At 57.8% G+C, this 20287-nt stretch carries 30 protein-coding genes; 18 read left to right on the top strand and 12 right to left on the bottom strand.

What is annotated here, in order from left to right:
- Window positions 1-6: 6 nt before the first annotated feature.
- From ACWHXD_RS06485 to ACWHXD_RS06450, 8 genes are all read right to left on the bottom strand, one after another.
- A complete protein-coding gene (locus ACWHXD_RS06485; RefSeq protein WP_498348186.1) occupies window positions 7-597 on the bottom strand; it encodes a hypothetical protein in 591 nt (196 codons plus the stop codon).
- Window positions 594-905 carry a hypothetical protein gene (locus ACWHXD_RS06480; protein WP_499083661.1) on the bottom strand — a complete coding sequence of 104 codons (312 nt, stop codon included), beginning with the start codon at window positions 903-905 and terminating at the stop codon, window positions 594-596. The genes ACWHXD_RS06485 and ACWHXD_RS06480 overlap by 4 nt, the downstream gene beginning before the upstream one ends.
- Entirely contained in the window at window positions 902-1651 is a 750-nt protein-coding gene (locus ACWHXD_RS06475) for a Rha family transcriptional regulator (protein WP_499083660.1), read from the bottom strand. Before ACWHXD_RS06475 ends, ACWHXD_RS06480 begins: the two co-directional genes overlap by 4 nt.
- Window positions 1648-2124 (bottom strand): Cro/CI family transcriptional regulator, encoded by a 477-nt coding sequence (locus tag ACWHXD_RS06470; protein WP_499083658.1) that lies wholly within the window; start codon window positions 2122-2124, stop codon window positions 1648-1650. The genes ACWHXD_RS06475 and ACWHXD_RS06470 overlap by 4 nt, the downstream gene beginning before the upstream one ends.
- A complete protein-coding gene (locus ACWHXD_RS06465; RefSeq protein ID WP_499083657.1) occupies window positions 2121-2393 on the bottom strand; it encodes a hypothetical protein in 273 nt (90 codons plus the stop codon). The genes ACWHXD_RS06470 and ACWHXD_RS06465 overlap by 4 nt, the downstream gene beginning before the upstream one ends.
- Window positions 2390-2695: a hypothetical protein gene (locus ACWHXD_RS06460; RefSeq protein ID WP_499083655.1), complete on the bottom strand. Its 306-nt coding sequence runs from the start codon at window positions 2693-2695 to the stop codon at window positions 2390-2392. Before ACWHXD_RS06460 ends, ACWHXD_RS06465 begins: the two co-directional genes overlap by 4 nt.
- Window positions 2692-3021 (bottom strand): DUF3077 domain-containing protein, encoded by a 330-nt coding sequence (locus ACWHXD_RS06455; RefSeq protein WP_499083653.1) that lies wholly within the window; start codon window positions 3019-3021, stop codon window positions 2692-2694. The genes ACWHXD_RS06460 and ACWHXD_RS06455 overlap by 4 nt, the downstream gene beginning before the upstream one ends.
- Window positions 3022-3170: 149 nt before the next feature.
- Window positions 3171-3491: a helix-turn-helix domain-containing protein gene (locus ACWHXD_RS06450; RefSeq protein ID WP_499083652.1), complete on the bottom strand. Its 321-nt coding sequence runs from the start codon at window positions 3489-3491 to the stop codon at window positions 3171-3173.
- A 79-nt stretch (window positions 3492-3570) separates the two neighbouring features.
- On the opposite strand from ACWHXD_RS06450, the gene ACWHXD_RS06445 reads away from it, so the two are divergent.
- The 12 genes from ACWHXD_RS06445 (at window position 3571) to ACWHXD_RS06390 (ending at window position 9138) form a co-directional block, all read left to right on the top strand.
- A complete protein-coding gene (locus tag ACWHXD_RS06445) occupies window positions 3571-4425 on the top strand; it encodes an XRE family transcriptional regulator (RefSeq protein ID WP_499083651.1) in 855 nt (284 codons plus the stop codon).
- 124 nt (window positions 4426-4549) lie between these two features.
- Window positions 4550-4930: a LuxR C-terminal-related transcriptional regulator gene (locus ACWHXD_RS06440; protein ID WP_499083650.1), complete on the top strand. Its 381-nt coding sequence runs from the start codon at window positions 4550-4552 to the stop codon at window positions 4928-4930.
- A gap of 64 nt (window positions 4931-4994) precedes the next feature.
- Complete coding sequence (locus tag ACWHXD_RS06435; RefSeq protein ID WP_499083648.1) at window positions 4995-5210, top strand: hypothetical protein; 216 nt, start codon at window positions 4995-4997, stop codon at window positions 5208-5210.
- 2 nt (window positions 5211-5212) lie between these two features.
- Complete coding sequence (locus tag ACWHXD_RS06430) at window positions 5213-5647, top strand: tellurite resistance TerB family protein (protein WP_054898049.1); 435 nt, start codon at window positions 5213-5215, stop codon at window positions 5645-5647.
- A 2-nt stretch (window positions 5648-5649) separates the two neighbouring features.
- Window positions 5650-5817, top strand: coding sequence for a DUF3927 family protein (locus ACWHXD_RS06425; protein ID WP_168220164.1), 168 nt, complete (start codon window positions 5650-5652; stop codon window positions 5815-5817).
- A 52-nt stretch (window positions 5818-5869) separates the two neighbouring features.
- Window positions 5870-6289 (top strand): Arc family DNA-binding protein, encoded by a 420-nt coding sequence (locus tag ACWHXD_RS06420; RefSeq protein WP_256595292.1) that lies wholly within the window; start codon window positions 5870-5872, stop codon window positions 6287-6289.
- Window positions 6286-7038: a hypothetical protein gene (locus tag ACWHXD_RS06415; protein WP_105225916.1), complete on the top strand. Its 753-nt coding sequence runs from the start codon at window positions 6286-6288 to the stop codon at window positions 7036-7038. The genes ACWHXD_RS06420 and ACWHXD_RS06415 overlap by 4 nt, the downstream gene beginning before the upstream one ends.
- Entirely contained in the window at window positions 7035-7316 is a 282-nt protein-coding gene (locus ACWHXD_RS06410) for a hypothetical protein (RefSeq protein WP_491785027.1), read from the top strand. Before ACWHXD_RS06415 ends, ACWHXD_RS06410 begins: the two co-directional genes overlap by 4 nt.
- Complete coding sequence (locus ACWHXD_RS06405) at window positions 7313-7480, top strand: hypothetical protein (protein ID WP_168220163.1); 168 nt, start codon at window positions 7313-7315, stop codon at window positions 7478-7480. The genes ACWHXD_RS06410 and ACWHXD_RS06405 overlap by 4 nt, the downstream gene beginning before the upstream one ends.
- Before the next feature lie 4 nt (window positions 7481-7484).
- Complete coding sequence (locus ACWHXD_RS06400; protein WP_499083644.1) at window positions 7485-7931, top strand: hypothetical protein; 447 nt, start codon at window positions 7485-7487, stop codon at window positions 7929-7931.
- Window positions 7932-7933: 2 nt separating this feature from the next.
- Window positions 7934-8128, top strand: a complete 195-nt coding sequence (locus ACWHXD_RS06395; protein ID WP_105225913.1) for a DUF4224 domain-containing protein — start codon at window positions 7934-7936, stop codon at window positions 8126-8128.
- A gap of 11 nt (window positions 8129-8139) precedes the next feature.
- Window positions 8140-9138, top strand: a complete 999-nt coding sequence (locus ACWHXD_RS06390; RefSeq protein WP_499083642.1) for a tyrosine-type recombinase/integrase — start codon at window positions 8140-8142, stop codon at window positions 9136-9138.
- A gap of 42 nt (window positions 9139-9180) precedes the next feature.
- On the opposite strand, the gene ACWHXD_RS06385 is transcribed toward ACWHXD_RS06390, so the two are convergent.
- Both ACWHXD_RS06385 and ACWHXD_RS06380 read right to left on the bottom strand, forming a co-directional pair.
- Entirely contained in the window at window positions 9181-9321 is a 141-nt protein-coding gene (locus ACWHXD_RS06385) for a hypothetical protein (RefSeq protein WP_167348439.1), read from the bottom strand.
- Window positions 9318-10046 carry a zeta toxin family protein gene (locus ACWHXD_RS06380; RefSeq protein ID WP_057712003.1) on the bottom strand — a complete coding sequence of 243 codons (729 nt, stop codon included), beginning with the start codon at window positions 10044-10046 and terminating at the stop codon, window positions 9318-9320. The genes ACWHXD_RS06385 and ACWHXD_RS06380 overlap by 4 nt, the downstream gene beginning before the upstream one ends.
- Window positions 10047-10216: 170 nt before the next feature.
- On the opposite strand from ACWHXD_RS06380, the gene mutS reads away from it, so the two are divergent.
- Window positions 10217-12796, top strand: a complete 2580-nt coding sequence (gene mutS / locus ACWHXD_RS06375) for a DNA mismatch repair protein MutS (RefSeq protein ID WP_499083639.1) — start codon at window positions 10217-10219, stop codon at window positions 12794-12796.
- Window positions 12797-12938: 142 nt separating this feature from the next.
- Window positions 12939-13262 carry a ferredoxin FdxA gene (gene fdxA / locus ACWHXD_RS06370; protein WP_003172109.1) on the top strand — a complete coding sequence of 108 codons (324 nt, stop codon included), beginning with the start codon at window positions 12939-12941 and terminating at the stop codon, window positions 13260-13262.
- 522 nt (window positions 13263-13784) lie between these two features.
- On the opposite strand, the gene apbC is transcribed toward fdxA, so the two are convergent.
- Window positions 13785-14879: an iron-sulfur cluster carrier protein ApbC gene (gene apbC, locus ACWHXD_RS06365; RefSeq protein WP_138761405.1), complete on the bottom strand. Its 1095-nt coding sequence runs from the start codon at window positions 14877-14879 to the stop codon at window positions 13785-13787.
- Between the two features lie 172 nt (window positions 14880-15051).
- On the opposite strand from apbC, the gene metG reads away from it, so the two are divergent.
- The 4 genes from metG to ACWHXD_RS06345 all read left to right on the top strand — a co-directional run bounded on the left by metG (window position 15052) and on the right by ACWHXD_RS06345 (window position 19151).
- Entirely contained in the window at window positions 15052-17103 is a 2052-nt protein-coding gene (gene metG / locus ACWHXD_RS06360; protein ID WP_138761404.1) for a methionine--tRNA ligase, read from the top strand.
- A gap of 87 nt (window positions 17104-17190) precedes the next feature.
- Window positions 17191-18159, top strand: a complete 969-nt coding sequence (gene rsxB, locus ACWHXD_RS06355) for an electron transport complex subunit RsxB (protein WP_138761403.1) — start codon at window positions 17191-17193, stop codon at window positions 18157-18159.
- 60 nt (window positions 18160-18219) lie between these two features.
- Complete coding sequence (gene nth / locus ACWHXD_RS06350; protein ID WP_003188989.1) at window positions 18220-18858, top strand: endonuclease III; 639 nt, start codon at window positions 18220-18222, stop codon at window positions 18856-18858.
- Window positions 18859-18965: 107 nt separating this feature from the next.
- Complete coding sequence (locus ACWHXD_RS06345; RefSeq protein WP_032893316.1) at window positions 18966-19151, top strand: PA3496 family putative envelope integrity protein; 186 nt, start codon at window positions 18966-18968, stop codon at window positions 19149-19151.
- Between the two features lie 84 nt (window positions 19152-19235).
- Here the strand turns inward: ACWHXD_RS06345 and ACWHXD_RS06340 are convergent, their stop codons facing one another.
- Window positions 19236-19868, bottom strand: a complete 633-nt coding sequence (locus ACWHXD_RS06340) for a response regulator transcription factor (RefSeq protein ID WP_003188986.1) — start codon at window positions 19866-19868, stop codon at window positions 19236-19238.
- Window positions 19869-20287 lie beyond the last annotated feature (419 nt).

The raw sequence follows: 20287 nt of genomic DNA, 5'->3' as shown, positions 1-20287 counted from the left end.
GAGTGGTCATTGCAGCGTCTCCCCGGGCTTGCGGCATATCCCGGCGCCCATGGCTTCCACCGAGCCGCCAGACAGGCGCAACACCAGCAGGCGCAGGGCGGTGGTGGAGTCAATGGAGAACGTGCGAGCCTCGTCGAGCGCCAGGCCAGTAGGAGAATGCTCGTTGAGCAGTCGTCGAACACGGTCGCTGTAGTTGAACGCCGCGCAAGCCAGCTGTTGATCAGTCAGGCCGTCGAACGCTTCGTCCGACAGGCACTCGGCCGGGTACACGACGACGGGAATCTTGTTTTCGGGGCGCGGCTCTCCCCCCAGCAGATGGCGACTCATTGCGTCAAAGTGGTCTTTGGCAACCTGATCTGCGTCGTGACCAGTCCTGCGGCGGAACAATACCTTCAATGCATAGAACGCACGGATCAGGTCGATGTGGGTGTCATCCTCCTTTTCGATGGAATATTCAGGTTCGTCGATCACCTCCAGCGCGTCCTTGACCACTTCGAAGCACTTCAGCAGCAGCGCGGCGTCGTTGTTTTTTTCAAAGAGCGCCTCATCAATATGCTCCATGGTCAGCGGAGCCGGAAAATCGATAACGTTGGTCATTGGGCACGCTCCAGACGCTCGACCAGATTGCGCAACTTACGCTTGAGCCGTGTGGTGAGGGCGCGCTGATCAAACCAGCGGCTGTAGGCCCCCTGGGTGAACTCCACTACCCCGCGATACGCCGGGTCTTCGAAGTCGAAGCGGGTGCGTTCGCCGTTGCCTGGGCGACCGTGGGCGCGGAAATAGGTCGCATACATCAAACTCAGCTCGCGCTTGAGCGAGTTGCGCAGGATCTCGGCTTGCTGGAAGTCAATGGCTGCCTCGGCGATCAGGGTCATGAGCTGTTCTTGGGTAGGTTTCTTTTTCATGCTTGTTCTCCGTCGGCGCCAAACAGGTCGGCCAGATCAATTTGGTAAACGGCTGCCCAGGCAGCTGCGGGCCAGGAGCGAACCCAGCCGTAACGCGGATCGTGGACTTTCGGGGCTTGCACACCGTTTTCTGCGCACCAATTCTTCAGCGGTCGGAAACCCTGCTTGCCGAACTTGCGCTTGGAGACCTTCTCCACGGCAGTGACCGTGGCCTGGCGTAGTCCGCGCCCGAGTTCTTCCTTGAGTTGGTTGGCCTGCCGAACAGCCGCCGACGCAGTGGCCATTGCAGTCGCTTCACGCCGCGAACCGATCTCAGCCTTGGTTTCGATGGCGTGGTCACGCTGCTCTATCGCCAATTTCTCGGAGCGTTTCGATGCAAGCAGGTGTTCCAGGGCGCCGATGTAGTCAGTGGGCAATGACGGGGCACGCTGGTTACGCTGCTGGACCAGCTCCCAGAACTCGCGCACCAGCTTCTTCTTGAACGCCCGGACGATGTCCGTGTTCCGCATGTAGGTCAGCAGCAGGGTTGATTGGGGCTCATTGAGGATGGCGAACTCAGTCGGTGTGCCACCGCCTTGTGGACGCGTCGCCACATGGATTTCAAATCCAACTGGTCCAAACTCCTCCAGATCGGCTTGATAGGTGCGAGCGAGCTTGATGACGCTGGCGTGGTCGTTCTGAGTGCCCTCGGCAATGGCAAGGGTGGTGGTGACGGCATCGCCGTCTTTCATGATGACGATGGTCATTTGACGCCCCCTTCAACTGTGACGCACGGGAAAGGTCGAACCTCGATAGCGGTGACCGTCCCGTCGGGGTTCCTAGTTACAAATATTTCTCGGCCAACCCGAAGGGCCTTGCTAATTGCGGCCTGTTGAACGCCAAGCTCAAGAGCCGCAGCGTGCTGACGCCGTTTTGCGAACTCAGCAAGCGGAATGCGCGCCACGTTTTCGGGTTGCGTGTTTTGTGGCGTACATTTTTCGAGGCGCAGCTTATATTCTTCGCGCAAACAGTCGTAGCCATTGCCATGATCCATGGCTGAAAACTCGCCAAGCCTTGCAAGCTTGGCCAAGTCAGAGTGTTCTTCTGCAGCACTGCCTATGGCGCGAAACAGAGCTTCAAACTCGGCAAAGTTCTTCCGGGCGGCGCCGAGAGAGAAAATTGCTTCGCCAGCAATATCCGTCGCGGCTGTAAGCGAGGTGAGAATGGATGGCCTGCTCATAGGTCACCCCCGGCATCAGGATCTACCGCAGCGTGGGCCGCATAGACCAGAGCCAGCGCGCTTTCGCAGGCGAACCACACGAGGGTTGCTTGTTGTGATACAGCCGATTCCGTCATGAGATCGCGCAAGCCTGCCGCCACCGACTCCAGCAGACTTGTCGCAGCATCCAGAGACTCATGGACGGGCACGCCACCAGCCGCTGCCAAGACAGCGTAATTCCCATGCACATGAAACTCATGCTCAAGGGTGAGAAGAGGTTCAGTTTTCATACCTGGTCCTCCTTTTCAATTTCAGAGCGAAGGCCGTAACGAGCCGACTGAATCAGAGCGCATGCAGTGGCGGAAATATGAGCCAACGCCCGCAGCTCGGCACAGGTCACCGGATCACCGTTGTTGTTGGTGCTGAAGTCCAGGCGGTCACAGAGGGAGGCCAGGGCGAGGTTGAAGTCCACGGCGAGGCCGAGTGTCTTTTCCATATCCCCGCCCGCATGGACTTGGAACAGGTTGTGATCAATGCCGCCGAAGTCGACGCGCTTGAGAACAACTGATTGCAATTGCTCTGCGGTGATCATCGGGCACCGCCTTGGCGTTTAGCCGCCATCACGGAGCTGATAGTCGAATCCATCAACGCCCTTGAGCTCTCAATCAGAAAGCGAAGGCCATAGATGGCGTTCGTCTCAAGCCCTTCGTCAGTGAGAGCGGTCATAATCTCCTCGACAGAGCCAAGCAGCATTGAGGCGGAATTCAACGCTTCCTCACAGTCCTGCCCAGGCTGAACAGCAAACAGAGGGCGCGAGTGAATGCCGTCAGCACTAACGTCTTGATGGTAGAAATCCGAGAAAGTGGTAAGCAGCACCTCTTGCGCTACAGATGGTTTGTTGCTATTTTTCGTTTGCATGTTTTGTCCCTTCGAAAGACAAAGTGGTGCCAAAGCCACCAGTTCGTACCTGGTAGCAACTAAGAAGCTCAGCTCAGCTCAGGCTGGGCTTTTTTGTGGGCGACCGAAAAGTCAGCCGCTCAGCAAAAACTGGGAGGAGTTGCGGGTGTTCATGGGGATGCCTGCTGAACACTGGATGTGTGAACAGGTACTTCTGGCGCTGAACGCAAGGTTCTCAAAGACGTATCATCTTGCTCATGGTTAGGTAGCTGATAAGCGGACGCCGAGGCATCTTTCAGCCACCCAGCTGTAAACTGGCCGCAAGAACCTTTTGCGAGATTTTCAGCGTGACGAGTCTCGCCGGTGTATTCGGTTCTAGGTAACTTGCCCGCCGCAACCCATTTGTTGATCGCTCGAGCCGAAACGCCACACAGCCTTGCTGCAACGGAGGCGCCACCCACCGCGGTGACAGCGCGTTTAATCGGGTTCATGATTCGTACCAATTGGGACTATTGGTACGCACTGTAGAAGGGACTGACAGCATCCGTCAAGCACAGGCAGAATGGACCCATGGTATCTACTAATACGAATTCTCAAGATTTTGCCGAGCGACTGCGTGTTGCCATGATGGACGCAGGGTACGGAGGCTATGGCGCCACCGCACAATTAGCGCGCCAGCTGAAGGTGACTCCTAAGGCCGTCTCGAAATGGTTGCAAGGACTGTCATTGCCTACGATGCAGAGACTGGGCGACCTATCGTATCTGCTCCGAGTGGACCCAGAGTGGCTGTTATGGGGTGAGCGGAAACGAGGCGTGTTCGATGGAGTGCAGGTGCGCCCAAAACGCACTGTTTACACAGATTCCTCCGGAGAAATAAAAGTTTTGGGGCAGACGGCACCGGGCACCATTCAGGAAGAAGCAAACGAAGAGGCTTCAGGCCTTCGTCACCCCGACATGATTCAAATCAGTGTATGGGACGACGAGACGCCCGTTGATGATGATGAGGTGGAGGTTCCGTTCTTGCGCGAGGTTGAACTTTCAGCGGGAACCGGGAGAACAGTCATCCAAGAGAGCGATCGAGCGAAGTTGCGCTTCGGGAAGTTCACCTTGCGTAAGCACAGCGTACAGTTTGACCAGGCGGTGTGCGTACCGGTGCATGGCAACTCGATGGAGCCAGTATTGCCGGATGGGTCAACCGTTGCTATCAACAAAGGCGCGACCAACATCATTGATGGCAAGATTTACGCCATAGCTCATGGCGGGCAGCTCAGGGTAAAAACGCTTTATCGTCTTCCTGGTGGCGGGGTACGGATGCGTAGCTTTAACCGTGATGAGCACCCTGATGAAGAGTACAGCTCTGCCGAAATGGCTGAGCAAGGCATCACCATCCTTGGTCGTGTATTCTGGTCCGCAGCCTTTCATTGACTTACTGAATAAGATAGCGCCGCCCGGCGCTATTATTTTGCCCAAAGAACGTACCAATGGTTCTTGACAGTACGCATTGACCAGTCCATTCTTGCGCCGACAGAACGGACCATTGGTACTTATGATGAATCAGACAGTTTGCTTCGCGGGATGGAAAGGGAATCTTGGTCTCGGTTTAGCTGAGCGCGAGCTCTCCTGTTTGCTCGCGGTGGCCGCCGGCCATACCGACAAAGAAATCGCGAAGCAGGACGGTCTATCGCCCCGCTCGATCAAAGGTCGAATTGAATCCTGCATGCACAAACTCGGCGTGTATAAGCGTCCAGCGCTCGTAGCTGAAGCATTCCGCCGCGGATTGATCAGTCCGATGATCATCACCTTGTGCGCGATTCTCGTGGGCCAGTCTGCCACCAACGACAACTCATTCAACCGAATCCGTCGCCCAGGCGAGCGCCGAATTGAAACGCGCGTAGCCGTCCGCCGAATCGAGGCCGCTCAAGCCGCCTAACCCAACCTGATTTTTGCGAAAGCCAACAACGCGGCCGGGATTCGTTCGGCCAGGAGAAAGTGAAATGAAGCTGTTCAAGTACCTGCTGTCGTTCGTGCTGTACCTGTTCGCAACGCTGATCTGGTTCTCCGAGGCCGTGCCGGTGATTTTCGATAACCCCAGCGACTTCGGGCTTATCGGCGGCGTGTTCGGCATCTGCGTCTGGATGATCGTCACCGCCTCTCTCGCGATTTACGTAATTCAACCCCCGCGCAAAAGCGCACCCACTGAAAGGAAGTAATCATGCTCGGTAAATTGTTCGGCAAGAAATCTGGTCAGGCCCGCGCTGCGGTAGCCAAGCTGGCCAACCGTGACCTGATGGAGGCTGTGGTCTACGGCTCCATTTACGTCGCTGCGGCAGATGGTGAGCTGGAAGAAAGCGAGCTCTCCAAGATCGAGACCATCCTCAGCAACAACCCGGCCCTTCAAGGGTTCGGCGCGGAACTCTCGAACACCATCGACCGCGCCAAGACCGACTTCAAGTCTGGCGCCCGCATCCTTCGCCAGAACGCGGAGAAAGAGCTGGGTGACCTGGCGCACTCGCCGGCCGAGGCGCTGACGGTTCTCAACGTGATGCTGACGGTGGCCGAGGCTGACGGTGAGATCGAACCCCAGGAAATGACCGCCCTGGAGCGTAGCGCCAAGCTGCTGGGCCTCAACCTGAAAGACCACCTGTAACCATGCTGGCCAGGTTCGGCACCCGGGCACGTTCGCTGGCGGCCTACGGGCTCGCCGGTAGCGTTGTCTTCGTCGACTCGGCCAGCCGCATCCTCTCAATGGTGGGCGACCTGGTCCTGGTTGTCCTGCTGTTGGTGGTGCTGATGGCTGGTAAGTCAAAGCCCATTTGATCGGTCCACAGTGCCGATGGAGCATATTTGCGCCATCGGCCGGGAGAACACCATGAATTCACCGAATTACGATTCCCGCACCGCCGACAAGTTTGTGGTGCGCCTGCCCGACGGCCTGCGCGCCGATATTGAAGCTGCAGCGAATACCGGCGACCGAAGCATGAACAGTGTTTTCATCCAGGCCGTGCGCCAGTACCTGGATGGGCAGAACCGCCAGCAGATCCTGCTCGACGCGCTGGCCAACACCGTCACCACTCCCATGTCAGTCAACACGATGCACATTGACGATCGCGTGAGGATGGCCGCTGATGCGCGGCGCTACGTATGGCTTCGCGATACGGCATACAACACCCCGCGCCAGGATCTGGTGCCTCGCGATAACCAAGGAACCATGCTGGTCGGTGCCGAGCTCGACGCTGATATTGAGCGGGCTATGACAGAATACCCAGGCTGGGCGGAGGTTGAGCAATGAAGCGCCGCCAGATATCCCCCTCTGCCCTCCCCGCGATCGGCCAGCCCTTCGCGGGCGGCTTCTACGCCGGCCGGATCTACTTCGATGGCGCCGAGTTCGCACTCATCGACGCCGGCCGCGAGTTCGAAACCACCGCTCACTGGTGGGATCAGGAGGGCCCCAAGCCTCGAATCCGTGGCACCCAAAGCCGTTACGACGGCATGGCCAACACCAAGGCCATGGCCGAAGAAGGCAGTGCTATCGCCCACAAGGTGCTGGGGATGAACGTGCGCGGCTCCTGGGGCTGGCACATTCCATCTATCGAGGAGCTGAACTTATTGCGCTCCAACCTGCTCCAGCTTGAGGACTGGGGACGCGATAGCTTGGGGCCGATAAAAGACGCGCCGAATGCATTCGCGTGCACCCATACCTACTGGTCCAGTACACAGAAGGAAGGGTCGGCCACGGCCTGGTGCATGCACATGCTTCCGTGGAGCTATCCGGACAGCAACTGGGTTAGCCAATGCAAGGGCATCCGCCCGGTGAAGGTGCTGCAGATCAAGGCCGACGCCTTTGTGCACGACCCGGCGAGTGATGCGCGGGCCATCGAGAAGATCGCCGCCCAGGTCGACCTGCAAGGCTTGACCGCCAGCCCGGCGGTGGCCGAGGTCCTAGGCCAGTTCATCAACGAGGACACCGGGCGATTCTACGGGCGCACGGATGACTTGCTCGCGCAACTGGCGATGATCGCCGGGGAGGCTCGACCATGAAAATCATCATCACCACGATCCTGCTGCTTATCGCTGGCCAGGCCTCGGCCGATGAGCAACTGATCGACGTTCAGCACGACAGCGTCCGTGGCGTCACCTGCTGGATATTGAATAACACCGGGATCAGTTGCCTGCCGGACAGTTCGCTCCTACAGGTGCCCGCCAGCACATCCACCGACGAAACTCAGGCGGCACGGGCCTCTCTGGCGAATACCGTGGGTAAAAAAGGGCAATTGACCGCCACCCCGCTCCCACAGGAAAAGGGGCTCCAGCTATGAGTCGCCTAAACGGAACAAAGGGCCGGCGCCTGATCGAACTGTTCAACGCCCTGCAGCGCAGGGAAACCACCTTCGGCCAGATTTACGCAATGTCGGCTTCTTGCGGTATCGACGCACGCCGGGTGCTGGCTGACCATTTTCAGCGGGGCGCAAGCAATGAGTGAAGATATGACCAGTGCAGTCATAGCAATGCCCTTTGAATTGGCAATGGGCAGCGAGATATCCCGCCGACAGTTCTACGCCAGAGCCCAGACTCTACTCGCTGATCTCGACGAAGCGCGAAATGGCATGAAGCATTCGTTTGCGATCCGCCTGAAGAAGCGAATCGAAAAACTCGAAACCGAGCGCGATCAGCTCAAAGCGTTCGCCGTCGAGATGATCAACGCCAGCTTTGAGGGCGGCGGCTTTGAGGGCGGCGATATACAAGACATCGCGGTGAAGCACGGCATTCTGCGGATCGAGCAGCGCGAGGACGAGTGTGGCGAGGCCTGCGCCTGCCGTGATTACGGATTCCCTGCTGAGTGCTATCGCAAGACTCCGATCCTTGGCGGGACTGATGAGGTAGCGACACCAACCACGGAAAACGAAAACGTGTCGCGACACGACAGGGGGTAGGTATGTTTCTGACAGCAGAGGAAGTAGCCGACCTGACCGGCTATAAGAAGCCAGGGGCGCAGATAAAGTGGCTGACCGCCGAACGCTACGGGTTCGCGGTAGGTGGTGATGGGCACCCGAAGGTGCTGCGCCAGGTTGTCATCGGGCGGCTGGGTGGTATTCAATCAAGGAAGGGGCCGGAGCTTCGGCTGAGTTGAGGTGAAGATCGATGCGTCCGCGCAAGAAGGACCGGCACCTGCCGGCGTGCATGTACCAGAAGCACGGAGCTTACTACCTGGTCCGCAAGGGCAAGTGGAAGCGCCTGGGCACTGACTTTCAGGCATCGCTGGCGGAATACGCGAAGCTCCTGGACAAGGGCAGCCAGGGTGGAATGCCAAAGCTGATCGACGATGCGCTCGAACAAATGCGCACCAGGACAAAGCCGCCCCTCAAGCCGAACACCCTGAAGCAGTACGAAGCGGCATGTGAACGCCTCAAGGAAAACTTCGCCGATTTCGAGCCCCGCGAGGTGCTACAGCGGCACGTCGTCGCGCTCAAGCTTCACATGGCGGACACGCCGAATATGTCGAACCGGGTTATTTCGGTACTGCGTGCGGTCTTCGCCTATGCACTGGAACAGCAGATCGTCGACTCGAACCCCTGCATAGGCGTGCGACGCCACTTGGAGCACAAGCGCGACCGCTACATCACCCACAGTGAATTCCAAGCGATCTGCGCCAACTCCAGTGACAACATGCGCGTCATTTACGAGATGTGCTATCTGACCGGCCAACGCATCGGCGACGTCCTGGCCATCCGCTTGGCCGATATCAGCGCGGCGGGAATCGCCTTTAAGCAGGAGAAGACGAACGCCAGACTGTTGGTGCAGATGACGCCCGACCTGGAAGAGCTGATAGCGCGGGTCAAGGCCCTGCCCCGGAAGATCCGTGGGCTCACCCTATTCTGCTCCCCGCGCGGAGGGAAGCCGGTGCACTACAGCTCGGTGAAGGACGCCTTCGCCATCAGTTGCAAGAAGGCCGGCATCGAGGATGCGAGCCTCCACGACCTGCGTGCCAAGTCGCTTTCCGATACCGACGACCAGGGCAACGACGCTCAGAAACTGGGCGGTCACACGGACGCAAAGATGACGCAGAGATATCTGCGCCTGCGTAAAATCAACGTTGGACTGCCACCCAGAATGCCGCAAAAGGCTGATTTAAAAGCATAAAAAAAGCCGCATCTCTGCGGCTTTTTTGGGCTGAGCGAAAGCTTATCCAGCTTTCAACACATTCAGTTGACGCTCGGTAGCACGCTGCAGCACAACTGCATACACACGCTTCTTCTTGTCAGTCGATGCGCTACGGAAAAACTCAGAAAACGGAGTCGAACGAGCGGCTTGTACTTTTTTCATAACATTGCCCCAGCCTTGAGGTGCTTTAGTAGGCCCTGACGGTCGTAACCGACGTGCAGGTCGCCATGGATTGAGTCTATGTCTTCCTCAGTGATCTGCAAGGAAGCATCAGTGTTTTTTATGAGCAGATTCACCTGCAAACGGTTGCGATATTTGACCTTTAAGGCGTTCACAACATCTTTTGCGGTAAAAAACTGCTCAACAAAAACTTCTGGAGGGACTCTACGGCCCTCCTTGCGCTCTCTAGCCTGTACAAACCTCCAGGCCAATTCAGGCTTTTGGTAGACAAACATGATGACGCATTTACGGTCTTTCTTAAGGGAGCGAGCTATGTTCAGATCAGCCTTATCGAAATTGCACAACGTGCTATCCAAAACGAAAGACTGACTCTGTTCTAACGCCATGTCATGAATCTTGTCAACAAGAATTGACGCAGCCCGCTGAAACATCCATGAATTCGTACCCACATAGCCTTCGAAATGATGACGTAGATCATCTGGATCGATGCGCATGGTGCGGAATCCAGAGTTGTCATCGATTTCGCTGATCAGCTCACTGGCCGCTTCGGTTTTGCCGGCGCCTGCGCATCCTGACATAAAGACTGAAACCGGTGAGCGATCAGGGAGATAGATAGCTGGGTTGGTAAACTCCCGGGCAATACGCTTCTTGTTTGCCTTAGCGAAAAGTAGCGCAGCTTCCATCTGCAAGTCTTCAAGATGACTCATGTCCGTATGACGCTCACTTTTCGGGTGCGAGATTCTATACCCTGCAATCGGAAAATCATACGCCACGTGTCGGATTTCACCCGCAGGGCGTCCCTGCGCATGGTGCTAAATCCCTGTAGTATTAGACAGATGTTAATCGTCAAATAGACAGGCAGAGCTGAAACCCCCGTATGACCGACCTCTCCAGCCACACCCCGATGATGCAGCAGTACTGGCGCCTGAAAAACCAGCACCCTGATCAGCTGATGTTCTATCGCATGGGCGACTTCTACGAGATCTTCTACGAAGACGCGAAGAAGGCCGCCAAGCTGCTGGACATTACCCTGACCGCGCGCGGGCAGTCGGCGGGGCAGTCGATTCCGATGTGTGGGATTCCTTACCACTCGCTGGAAGGCTACCTGGTCAAGCTGGTGAAGCTGGGCGAGTCGGTGGTGATCTGTGAGCAGATCGGCGACCCGGCCACGAGTAAAGGGCCAGTGGAACGCCAGGTGGTGCGCATTATTACGCCGGGCACGGTGAGTGATGAGGCGTTGCTGGATGAGCGTCGCGATAACCTGATTGCGGCGGTGTTGGGCGATGAGCGTTTGTTCGGCCTGTCGGTGCTGGATATCACCAGTGGCAATTTCAGCGTGCTGGAGATCAAGGGCTGGGAGAACCTGCTGGCGGAGCTGGAGCGCATCAATCCGGTGGAGTTGTTGATTCCGGATGATTGGCCCAAGGATTTGCCGGCGGAGAAACGTCGTGGGACCAAGCGTCGTGCGCCGTGGGATTTTGAGCGTGATTCGGCGCTGAAAAGTCTTTGCCAGCAGTTCTCGGTGCAGGACCTTAAAGGCTTTGGTTGTGAGACGCTGACTCTGGCCATCGGCGCCGCCGGTTGCCTGCTCAGCTACGCCAAGGAAACCCAGCGCACCGCCCTGCCGCACTTGCGCAGCCTGCGCCATGAGCGTCTGGACGATACCGTGGTGCTCGATGGCGCCAGCCGTCGCAATCTGGAGCTGGACACCAACCTGGCCGGTGGGCGTGATAACACCCTGCAATCGGTAGTGGACCGTTGCCAGACCGCCATGGGCAGCCGTTTGCTGACCCGTTGGTTGAACCGTCCGCTACGGGATTTGACGGTGCTGCAAGCGCGCCAGTCTTCCATTACCTGCCTGCTCGACGGCTATCGCTTTGAAAAGCTGCAACCGCAACTGAAAGAAATCGGCGATATCGAGCGCATCCTGGCGCGGATCGGCCTGCGCAATGCGCGGCCCCGTGACTTGGCGCGCCTGCGTGATGCCTTGAGCGCGCTGCCGCAGTTGCAAGTGGCGATGACCGAACTGGACACGCCGCACCTGCAACAGCTTGCCGTCACCGCTGGCACTTACCCGGACCTCGCGGCGCTGCTGGAAAAGGCCATCATCGACAACCCACCGGCGATCATTCGTGACGGCGGCGTGTTGAAAACCGGCTATGACAGCGAGTTGGATGAGCTGCAATCGCTGAGCGAAAACGCCGGGCAGTTCCTGATCGATCTGGAAGCCCGCGAAAAAGCCCGTACGGGCCTGGCTAACCTGAAAGTCGGCTACAACCGTGTGCATGGCTACTTTATTGAGCTGCCGAGCAAACAGGCCGAGTCGGCGCCTATCGATTATCAACGTCGCCAGACCCTCAAAGGCGCCGAGCGTTTTATCACCCCCGAGCTCAAAGCGTTCGAAGACAAGGCGCTGTCGGCCAAAAGCCGCGCCCTGGCTCGGGAAAAGATGCTCTACGAAGCTTTGCTCGAAGACTTGATCAGCCGCCTGGCGCCGTTGCAAGACACCGCCGCCGCCCTGGCGGAGCTGGATGTGTTGAGCAACCTCGCCGAACGTGCGCTGAACCTGGACCTCAATTGCCCACGGTTTGTCAGCGAACCGTGCATGCGCATCGTGCAAGGTCGTCACCCGGTGGTGGAGCAAGTGCTGACCACGCCGTTCGTCGCCAATGACCTGTCGCTGGACGACGATACCCGCATGCTGGTGATCACCGGTCCGAACATGGGCGGTAAATCCACCTACATGCGTCAGACCGCGTTGATCGTGCTGTTGGCGCATATCGGCAGCTTCGTACCGGCAGCCAGTTGCGAGTTGTCCCTGGTGGACCGCATTTTCACGCGGATCGGCTCCAGCGATGACCTGGCCGGTGGCCGTTCGACCTTTATGGTGGAAATGAGCGAGACCGCCAACATCCTACACAACGCCACCGAGCGCAGCCTGGTGCTGATGGACGAAGTGGGCCGCGGCACCAGCACCTTCGACGGCCTGTCCCTGGCCTGGGCGGCGGCTGAACGCTTGGCGCATTTGCGTGCGTACACGTTGTTTGCCACGCACTACTTCGAGCTGACGGTGCTGCCGGAAAGCGAGCCGCTGGTGGCCAACGTGCATCTCAATGCCACCGAGCACAACGAGCGCATCGTGTTCCTGCACCATGTGCTGCCAGGGCCGGCAAGCCAGAGCTACGGCCTGGCCGTAGCGCAATTGGCCGGAGTGCCGAACGAGGTGATCACCCGCGCCCGTGAACACTTAAGCCGCCTGGAAACCACGGCGCTGCCCCATGAAACTGTGGTCACCAGCCCTGCCAAGGCCAGCAAGAAACCTGCCGCGCCGCATCAGAGCGATATGTTCGCCAGCCTGCCCCATCCGGTGCTGGATGAGTTGGCAAAGCTTGACCTGGATGACTTGACGCCGCGTAAAGCGCTCGAAATGTTATATGCACTGAAGACTCGGATATAACGCAGACGCTTGCAAGCTGATAGAATCTCGCGCGGTTTGGGATGCTGCGGGCTTTTAGCCTGGTCCGCAGACTATCGCTCTCAAACCTCGCGAACCCCACCATAAGGGGTTTCGCTGCCGCCGCCTGAGGAGAAAATTAGAAATGACCTTCGTCGTCACCGACAACTGCATCAAGTGCAAGTACACCGACTGCGTAGAAGTCTGTCCGGTGGACTGCTTCTACGAAGGCCCGAATTTCCTGGTTATCCACCCGGATGAGTGCATCGACTGCGCCCTGTGTGAACCAGAATGCCCGGCCGTCGCGATTTTCTCCGAGGACGAAGTGCCTGCGGGCATGGAGCAATTCATTCAGTTGAACGTCGAACTGGCCGAAGTGTGGCCAAACATCACCGAGCGCAAAGATCCGATGCCGGATGCCGCTGAATGGGATGGCAAGCCCAACAAAATTGAGCAACTAGAGCGCTAAAGCGCCGCTGCCCAACAAAAAAAGGCCCCTTGAGGGCCTTTTTTGCGTTCGGGTGCCTGCGTTCACTTTTCTACAGGCAAAAAAAGGGGCGGTATGACCCGCCCACATTTTTTCCCTAGTCCCTGTATTCCTTTTCATCATCCTGATGAATCGCATCCTGCGACGTTCCTTCAAACCATCGTTCCTTGATGGCTGTGCCAATCCGTGGACACAGGGCTGATGTTAGAGCGTTCCGGGGGAAGTTCAACGCGATGCCCTCAGCGGTCTGACAAACTCTACCGCTCTCACTCTTGAAAATAATCGTTATCTTTCAATAAGATAGATAATAGCCTCGTCATTTCAAGACGTACGCAACCGCTAAAAAAACCAAACACTTACGAAAAAGTAAGCGAATGCTTACACGCCCATTACGCAAAATAGCAACAAGCCCTATTGCCCCCCACCTGTAGGAGCGAGCTCGCTCGCGAAAAACCCGAGACCACCACTGGTCGTCAGGCTTTTCGCGTATCCGTTAAAGCCTAATCAATCGTCGCTCACGGTAATGGTCGGCATCGCCGGCGCCGCCGCTTCCTGCAATACAATCCGCGCCCCCACATGACGGGCCAATTCCTGATAGATCATCGCAATCTGCCCATCAGCCTCGGCCGCTACGGTAGGTTTGCCACCATCGGCCTGCTCACGAATCTCCATCGCCAATGGCAACGATGCCAGCAGTTCAACGCCATACTGAGTAGCGAGCTTCTCGCCCCCGCCCTCACCGAACAGATGCTCGGCATGCCCGCAGTTGGAACAGATATGCACCGCCATGTTTTCCACCACGCCCAGCACCGGGATGTTGACCTTGCGGAACATCTCCACACCTTTGCGGGCATCCAGCAGCGCCAGGTCCTGGGGCGTGGTGACGATCACCGCACCGGCCACCGGCACTTTCTGCGCCAGGGTCAGTTGGATATCGCCGGTGCCTGGCGGCATGTCGATCACCAGGTAGTCAAGGTCGCCCCACGCTGTTTGTGTGACCAGTTGCAGCAACGCACCCGAGACCATCGGCCCGCGCCAGACCATCGGCGTGTTGTCATCGGTAAGGAAGGCCATGGACATCACTTCCACACCCAGCGACTCGATGGGCACAAACCATTTCTGATCCTTGACCTTCGGCCGTGTGCCTTCGGCGATGCCGAACATCACGCCCTGGCTCGGCCCGTAGATGTCGGCATCGAGAATACCCACGCGCGCACCTTCCCGCGCCAGGGCCAGGGCCAGGTTGGCCGCGGTGGTGGATTTACCCACGCCGCCCTTGCCGGAAGCCACCGCCACCACATTCTTGACGTTGGCCAGGCCCGGGATCTGCGCCTGGGCCTTGTGCGGTGCGATCACGCATTGGATGTCGACCTTGGCCGAACTCACGCCGTCGAGGCCCTCGATGGCCATTTGCAGCATCTGCGCCCAACCGCTTTTGAACAGGCCCGCGGCATAACCCAGTTGCAACTGCACCGACACCTGGTCGCCTTGGACCTCGATGGCACGCACACAGCCGGCACTGACCGGGTCCTGGTTCAAATAAGGGTCGGTGTACTGGCGAAGAACGGCTTCCACCGCTGCGCGATTGACGGCGCTCATGGGCTACTCCCGAAAAAAGACTGACTGAAACAGGCGGCTATCCTAACCGTTCCAGCCGCTGAACGGCATGCTTTCGAAGACGTGGAAGATTCTGAAACAGCGTCACGGGGTGAAATAAATTTCCCGGCGCTTTATAGTGGCCGACCTCCGTTTCATCAAGTAGCCGAGCCCCATGTCCGAGCCACGCAAGATCCTCGTCACCAGCGCCCTGCCCTATGCCAATGGTTCTATCCATCTTGGCCATATGCTTGAGTACATCCAGACCGATATGTGGGTGCGCTTCCAGAAGCATCGCGGCAATCAATGCATTTATGTCTGCGCGGACGACGCCCACGGTTCGGCCATCATGCTGCGCGCCGAAAAGGAAGGCATCACCCCGGAACAACTGATCGCCAATGTGCAGGCTGAACACAGCGCCGACTTTGCCGAGTTCCTGGTGGACTTCGACAACTTCCACTCGACCCACTCCGATGAAAACCGCGAGCTGTCGAGCCAGATCTACCTGCGGTTGAAAGAAGCCGGGCACATCGACCAACGTTCGGTGACCCAGTATTTCGACCCGGAAAAGAAAATGTTCCTGGCCGACCGCTTCATCAAGGGCACCTGCCCGAAATGCGGCACCGAAGACCAGTACGGCGACAACTGCGAAAAATGCGGCGCGACCTACGCACCAACCGACTTGAAGGACCCCAAGTCAGCGATCTCCGGTGCCACGCCGGTACTCAAGGACTCGCAGCACTTCTTCTTCAAGCTCCCGGATTTCCAGCAAATGCTGCAAACCTGGACGCGCAGCGGCACTTTGCAGGACGCCGTGGCCAACAAACTCTCCGAATGGCTCGACAGTGGCCTGCAGCAGTGGGACATCTCCCGCGACGCGCCGTACTTCGGCTTCGAAATTCCGGGCGAGCCGGGCAAGTACTTCTATGTGTGGCTGGACGCGCCGATCGGTTACATGGCCAGCTTCAAGAATCTGTGCGACCGCACCCCAGAGTTGGACTTCGACGCGTTCTGGGGCAAGGACTCCACCGCCGAGCTGTACCACTTCATCGGCAAGGACATTGTCAACTTCCACGCGCTGTTCTGGCCGGCAATGCTTGAAGGCTCGGGCTACCGCAAGCCGACCGGCATCGCCGTACACGGCTACCTGACGGTCAACGGCCAGAAAATGTCCAAATCCCGTGGCACCTTTATCAAGGCGCGCACCTACCTGGACCACCTGTCGCCGGAATACCTGCGCTATTACTACGCGTCCAAGCTGGGCCGTGGCGTCGACGACCTGGACCTGAACCTGGAAGACTTCGTACAGAAGGTCAACTCGGACCTGGTGGGTAAAGTCGTCAACATCGCCAGCCGTTGCGCCGGCTTTATCCACAAGGGCAACGCCGGTGTACTGGTAGCCGAGAACGCCGCACCGGAGTTGACCGACGCCTTCCTGGCCGCCGCACCGAGCATCGCCGACGCTTATGAAGCCCGCGACTTTGCCCGCGCCATGCGCGAGATCATGGGCCTGGCCGACCGTGCCAACGCCTGGATCGCCGACAAGGCACCGTGGTCGCTGAACAAGCAGGAAGGCAAGGAAGCCGAGGTGCAGGCTATCTGTGCCACAGGCGTCAATCTGTTCCGCCAGTTGGTGATCTTCCTCAAGCCGGTGCTGCCATTGCTGGCCGCCGATGCCGAGGCGTTCCTCAACGTGGCGCCGTTGACCTGGAATGATCACGCCACCTTGCTCGGTAATCATCAGTTGAACGCCTTCAAGCCCCTGATGACCCGTATTGACCCGGTGAAAGTCCAGGACATGACCGACGCTTCGAAAGAAGACCTGGTCGCCAGCCAGACCGATACCGGCCAATCTGCGCCGGCGGGTAATGGCGAGCTGGCCAAGGACCCGATTTCCCCGGAAATCGATTTCGACGCCTTTGCCGCCGTGGATTTGCGCGTGGCACTGATCATCAAAGCCGAAGCCGTGGAAGGTGCCGACAAGCTGCTGCGCCTGACGCTGGATATCGGCGACGAACAGCGCAACGTGTTTTCCGGCATCAAGAGCGCTTACCCGGACCCGTCCAAGCTCGATGGCCGCCTGACCATGATGATCGCCAACCTCAAGCCACGGAAAATGAAGTTCGGCATTTCCGAAGGCATGGTGATGGCGGCCGGCCCTGGCGGCGAAGAAATCTACCTGCTGAGCCCGGACAGCGGCGCCAAGCCGGGTCAACGCATCAAGTAACCTCTGCAAAATGCCCCGCTGTCGCTACGGCGGGGCCTCTCAGCTTGCCCTTCTCCCTGGGCCGGGCGTCAACGCTATGATCACAGCATGAACCTCATTCAACGTATCGACGCGCTGCTGCCGCAGACTCAATGCGGCAAGTGCGGGCACCCGGGTTGCAAACCTTACGCAGAAGGCATCGCTAAAGGCGAAGCCATCAACAAGTGCCCGCCCGGTGGGCAGGAAACCATTGCCGGGCTTGCGCAACTGCTGCGCCTGCCGGTACTGGACCTGGACACCAGTCGTGGAGATGCGCCTGCGCAAGTCGCCTATATCCGCGAGGCCGAATGCATCGGTTGTACCAAATGCATCCAGGCTTGCCCGGTGGACGCCATTGTGGGCGCCGCCAAGCTGATGCACACCGTGATTGTCGATGAGTGCACCGGGTGCGACCTGTGTGTGGCGCCCTGCCCGGTTGACTGCATCGAGATGCGTCCGCTCGCTGAGGTTTTGCCTATCGTCGGTGACTTGGCCCGCAATGATGACGAACGGCGTGCACGCGACCTCAAACGCGACCGGGCGCGGCGGCGCTTCGAGCAACGTAACGCCCGCCTGCAACGTGAAGAGGCTTGCAAGCTCGCCGAACGCGTGGCACGAGCCAAGCGCACAGCGCCGATGGAGGTAGCCCCGGTCAATAACCCTCAGGCCGCTCAGGACGCCGCGATCAAGCAGGCCAAAACCAACGTCGCCATGAGTCGCGCTCAGTTGCACAAATCCTTGAAAGCGTTTGGGCATCCGCCGACCTTTGAGCAGCAGTCGCAATTGATTATGCTGCAGCGACAGTTCGAGGCATCCGAGCAGGCGCTTGCCGCACTGGAGGCCAACAGCTCACCACAGCCACCAAAGACGGCCGCTAAAAGCGCCGAGTTCAAGCGCGCAAAGATCCAGTTGGCCATGCGCCGGGCCGCGTTGAAAAAGGCTCAGGATCAGCAAGCTGACGCGCATGAAATCGCAACCTTGAAAACCGCCTTGAACGCCGCCGAGCAAACGCTGCAGGATGCCGAGGCCAACGGCTGACCCACTGCACTGTGTATTGCCAACATCACGCCGACCGCCTGCAAGGAAACCCCTGCCCCTATGAATGCCGCAAAACGCCTGGAAATTTTCCGCAGGTTTCACGAAGACAATCCGGAACCGAAAACCGAATTGGCCTACTCCTCACCGTTCGAGTTACTGATTGCGGTGATCCTCTCGGCTCAATCCACGGACGTTGGCGTCAACAAGGCAACGGCCAAGCTGTATCCCGTAGCCAATACACCCGCTGCGATTTACGCCCTGGGTGTGGAAGGCCTGTCCGAATACATCAAGACCATCGGCCTGTATAACAGCAAGGCCAAGAACGTGATCGAGACGTGCCGCCTGTTGCTGGAGCTGCATGGGGGTGAGGTGCCACAAACCCGCGAAGCCCTGGAAGCCTTGCCAGGCGTGGGCCGCAAAACGGCGAACGTGGTGCTCAATACGGCCTTCCGGCAGTTGACCATGGCAGTGGACACGCACATTTTCCGCGTCAGCAACCGAACCGGCATTGCACGGGGCAAGAATGTGGTTGAGGTAGAAAAGCAATTGATGAAGTTCGTGCCCAAGCCCTATTTGCTCGACTCCCATCATTGGCTGATCCTGCACGGACGCTACGTTTGCCAGGCCCGCAAGCCGCGCTGTGGCAGCTGCCGTATCGAAGACTTGTGCGAATACAAGGACAAGACCTCCGACGATTGAGCGATTATTGATTTTTGTGATCAGGCGATTGAAAAAATCTTTTTTACCCGTCCGCGGATTATCGCTATAAGGAGCCCCAACGGCAGTCTTAGCCTGGAGTTGACCTTATGAGCGCTGGCAGCAAAGAAGACCTGGTAGTGGAAGACGACCTCGTTGAGTCGGAGGACGATGATCTAGAGGCACCTGCACCAGAGGTGGCCAAGACCAATTTGAGCAAACGCCGCACTATCGACAATCTTCTGGAAGAGCGACGCTTGCAAAAACAGCTGGCCGATTACGACTTCGATTTCTGATCGAGCCGTTGACGGCCGGAAGCCTCCCTGACGGAGGCTTTTTTCTGCCGGTTACACGGGTATTCAAAGGGTGCAATATCCTCCCTAGACCAGGCCGTTGCGTTGGGCCAGTTCGATCAGGTCCACAAGGGATCGGGCATTGAGCTTGAGCAGCAAGCGCGTCTTGTAGGTACTGACGGTTTTGTTGCTGAGGAACATGCCATCGGCAATCTCCTTGTTGGTTTTGCCACGGGCCAGTTGCTGCAGCACCATCATCTCCCGCCCCGATAAGCGTTCGACCATGTCGGCTTCACTGGCATTGCCCATGGTTGAGCGCACCGAATTGAGCGCCTGGTTCGGGAAATAGCTATAGCCGGAAAGCACTGCCTTGATGGCACTGAGCAACTCTGTCAGATCCTGCTGCTTGCACACATAGCCGGCGGCGCCCGCCTGCATGCAGCGCATGGAAAAATGGCCGGGGGCCTGGGACGTCAGTACCAGCACCTTGAACGAGACGGCTTGCTTGGTTGAAGCCAGCCGGCAAATAACTTCCAGGCCGTCGAGCTTGGGGATTCCGATATCCAATATCACGATATCCGGCATATGTTCCCGTGCAAGTTGCAACGCATCGACACCGTTATCGGTCTCGGCAACGACCTCATAACCATGACGCTCCATTAGCATGCGCACAGCAAGACGAATGACGGGATGATCATCCACGATCAGCACTTTATTCATGAGAAAGTCCAATTTCGCTGTTCGAATTATTTAGAGCAAACACAATAGCCTAGTCGATTACTAGTTGGCATAGCATTCCACCCCGAGCAAGAGCAGGCAGAGACCCAACCCACAAGAAGATAGGAATTAACCTACAAAAAATCGCCAACTTAGATGCTTGGAGCTTTATGGTTGCTTTCAGACCTTTCTCGGCGCGCACATATTTTGAGTGAAATATCGTGCCCATCAGCCCCTGAAAGTAAACGTGCCGCACAAGACTTTCAGGAAATGCCCCTTGCTTGTCGCCATGACGCGCACAAACCAACCCGGAACAACCGTTCCCATTAGTTCCATTTAACATATTTCAGCACTTCCATAATTCCTACAGAAAATTCAACAATTCACATATCCGTTGCAACTACATGAGTGAATTTTCTGTC

This window comes from Pseudomonas fjordensis (assembly GCF_976987115.1).
This window is presented reverse-complemented; position numbering and strand designations above follow the sequence as displayed.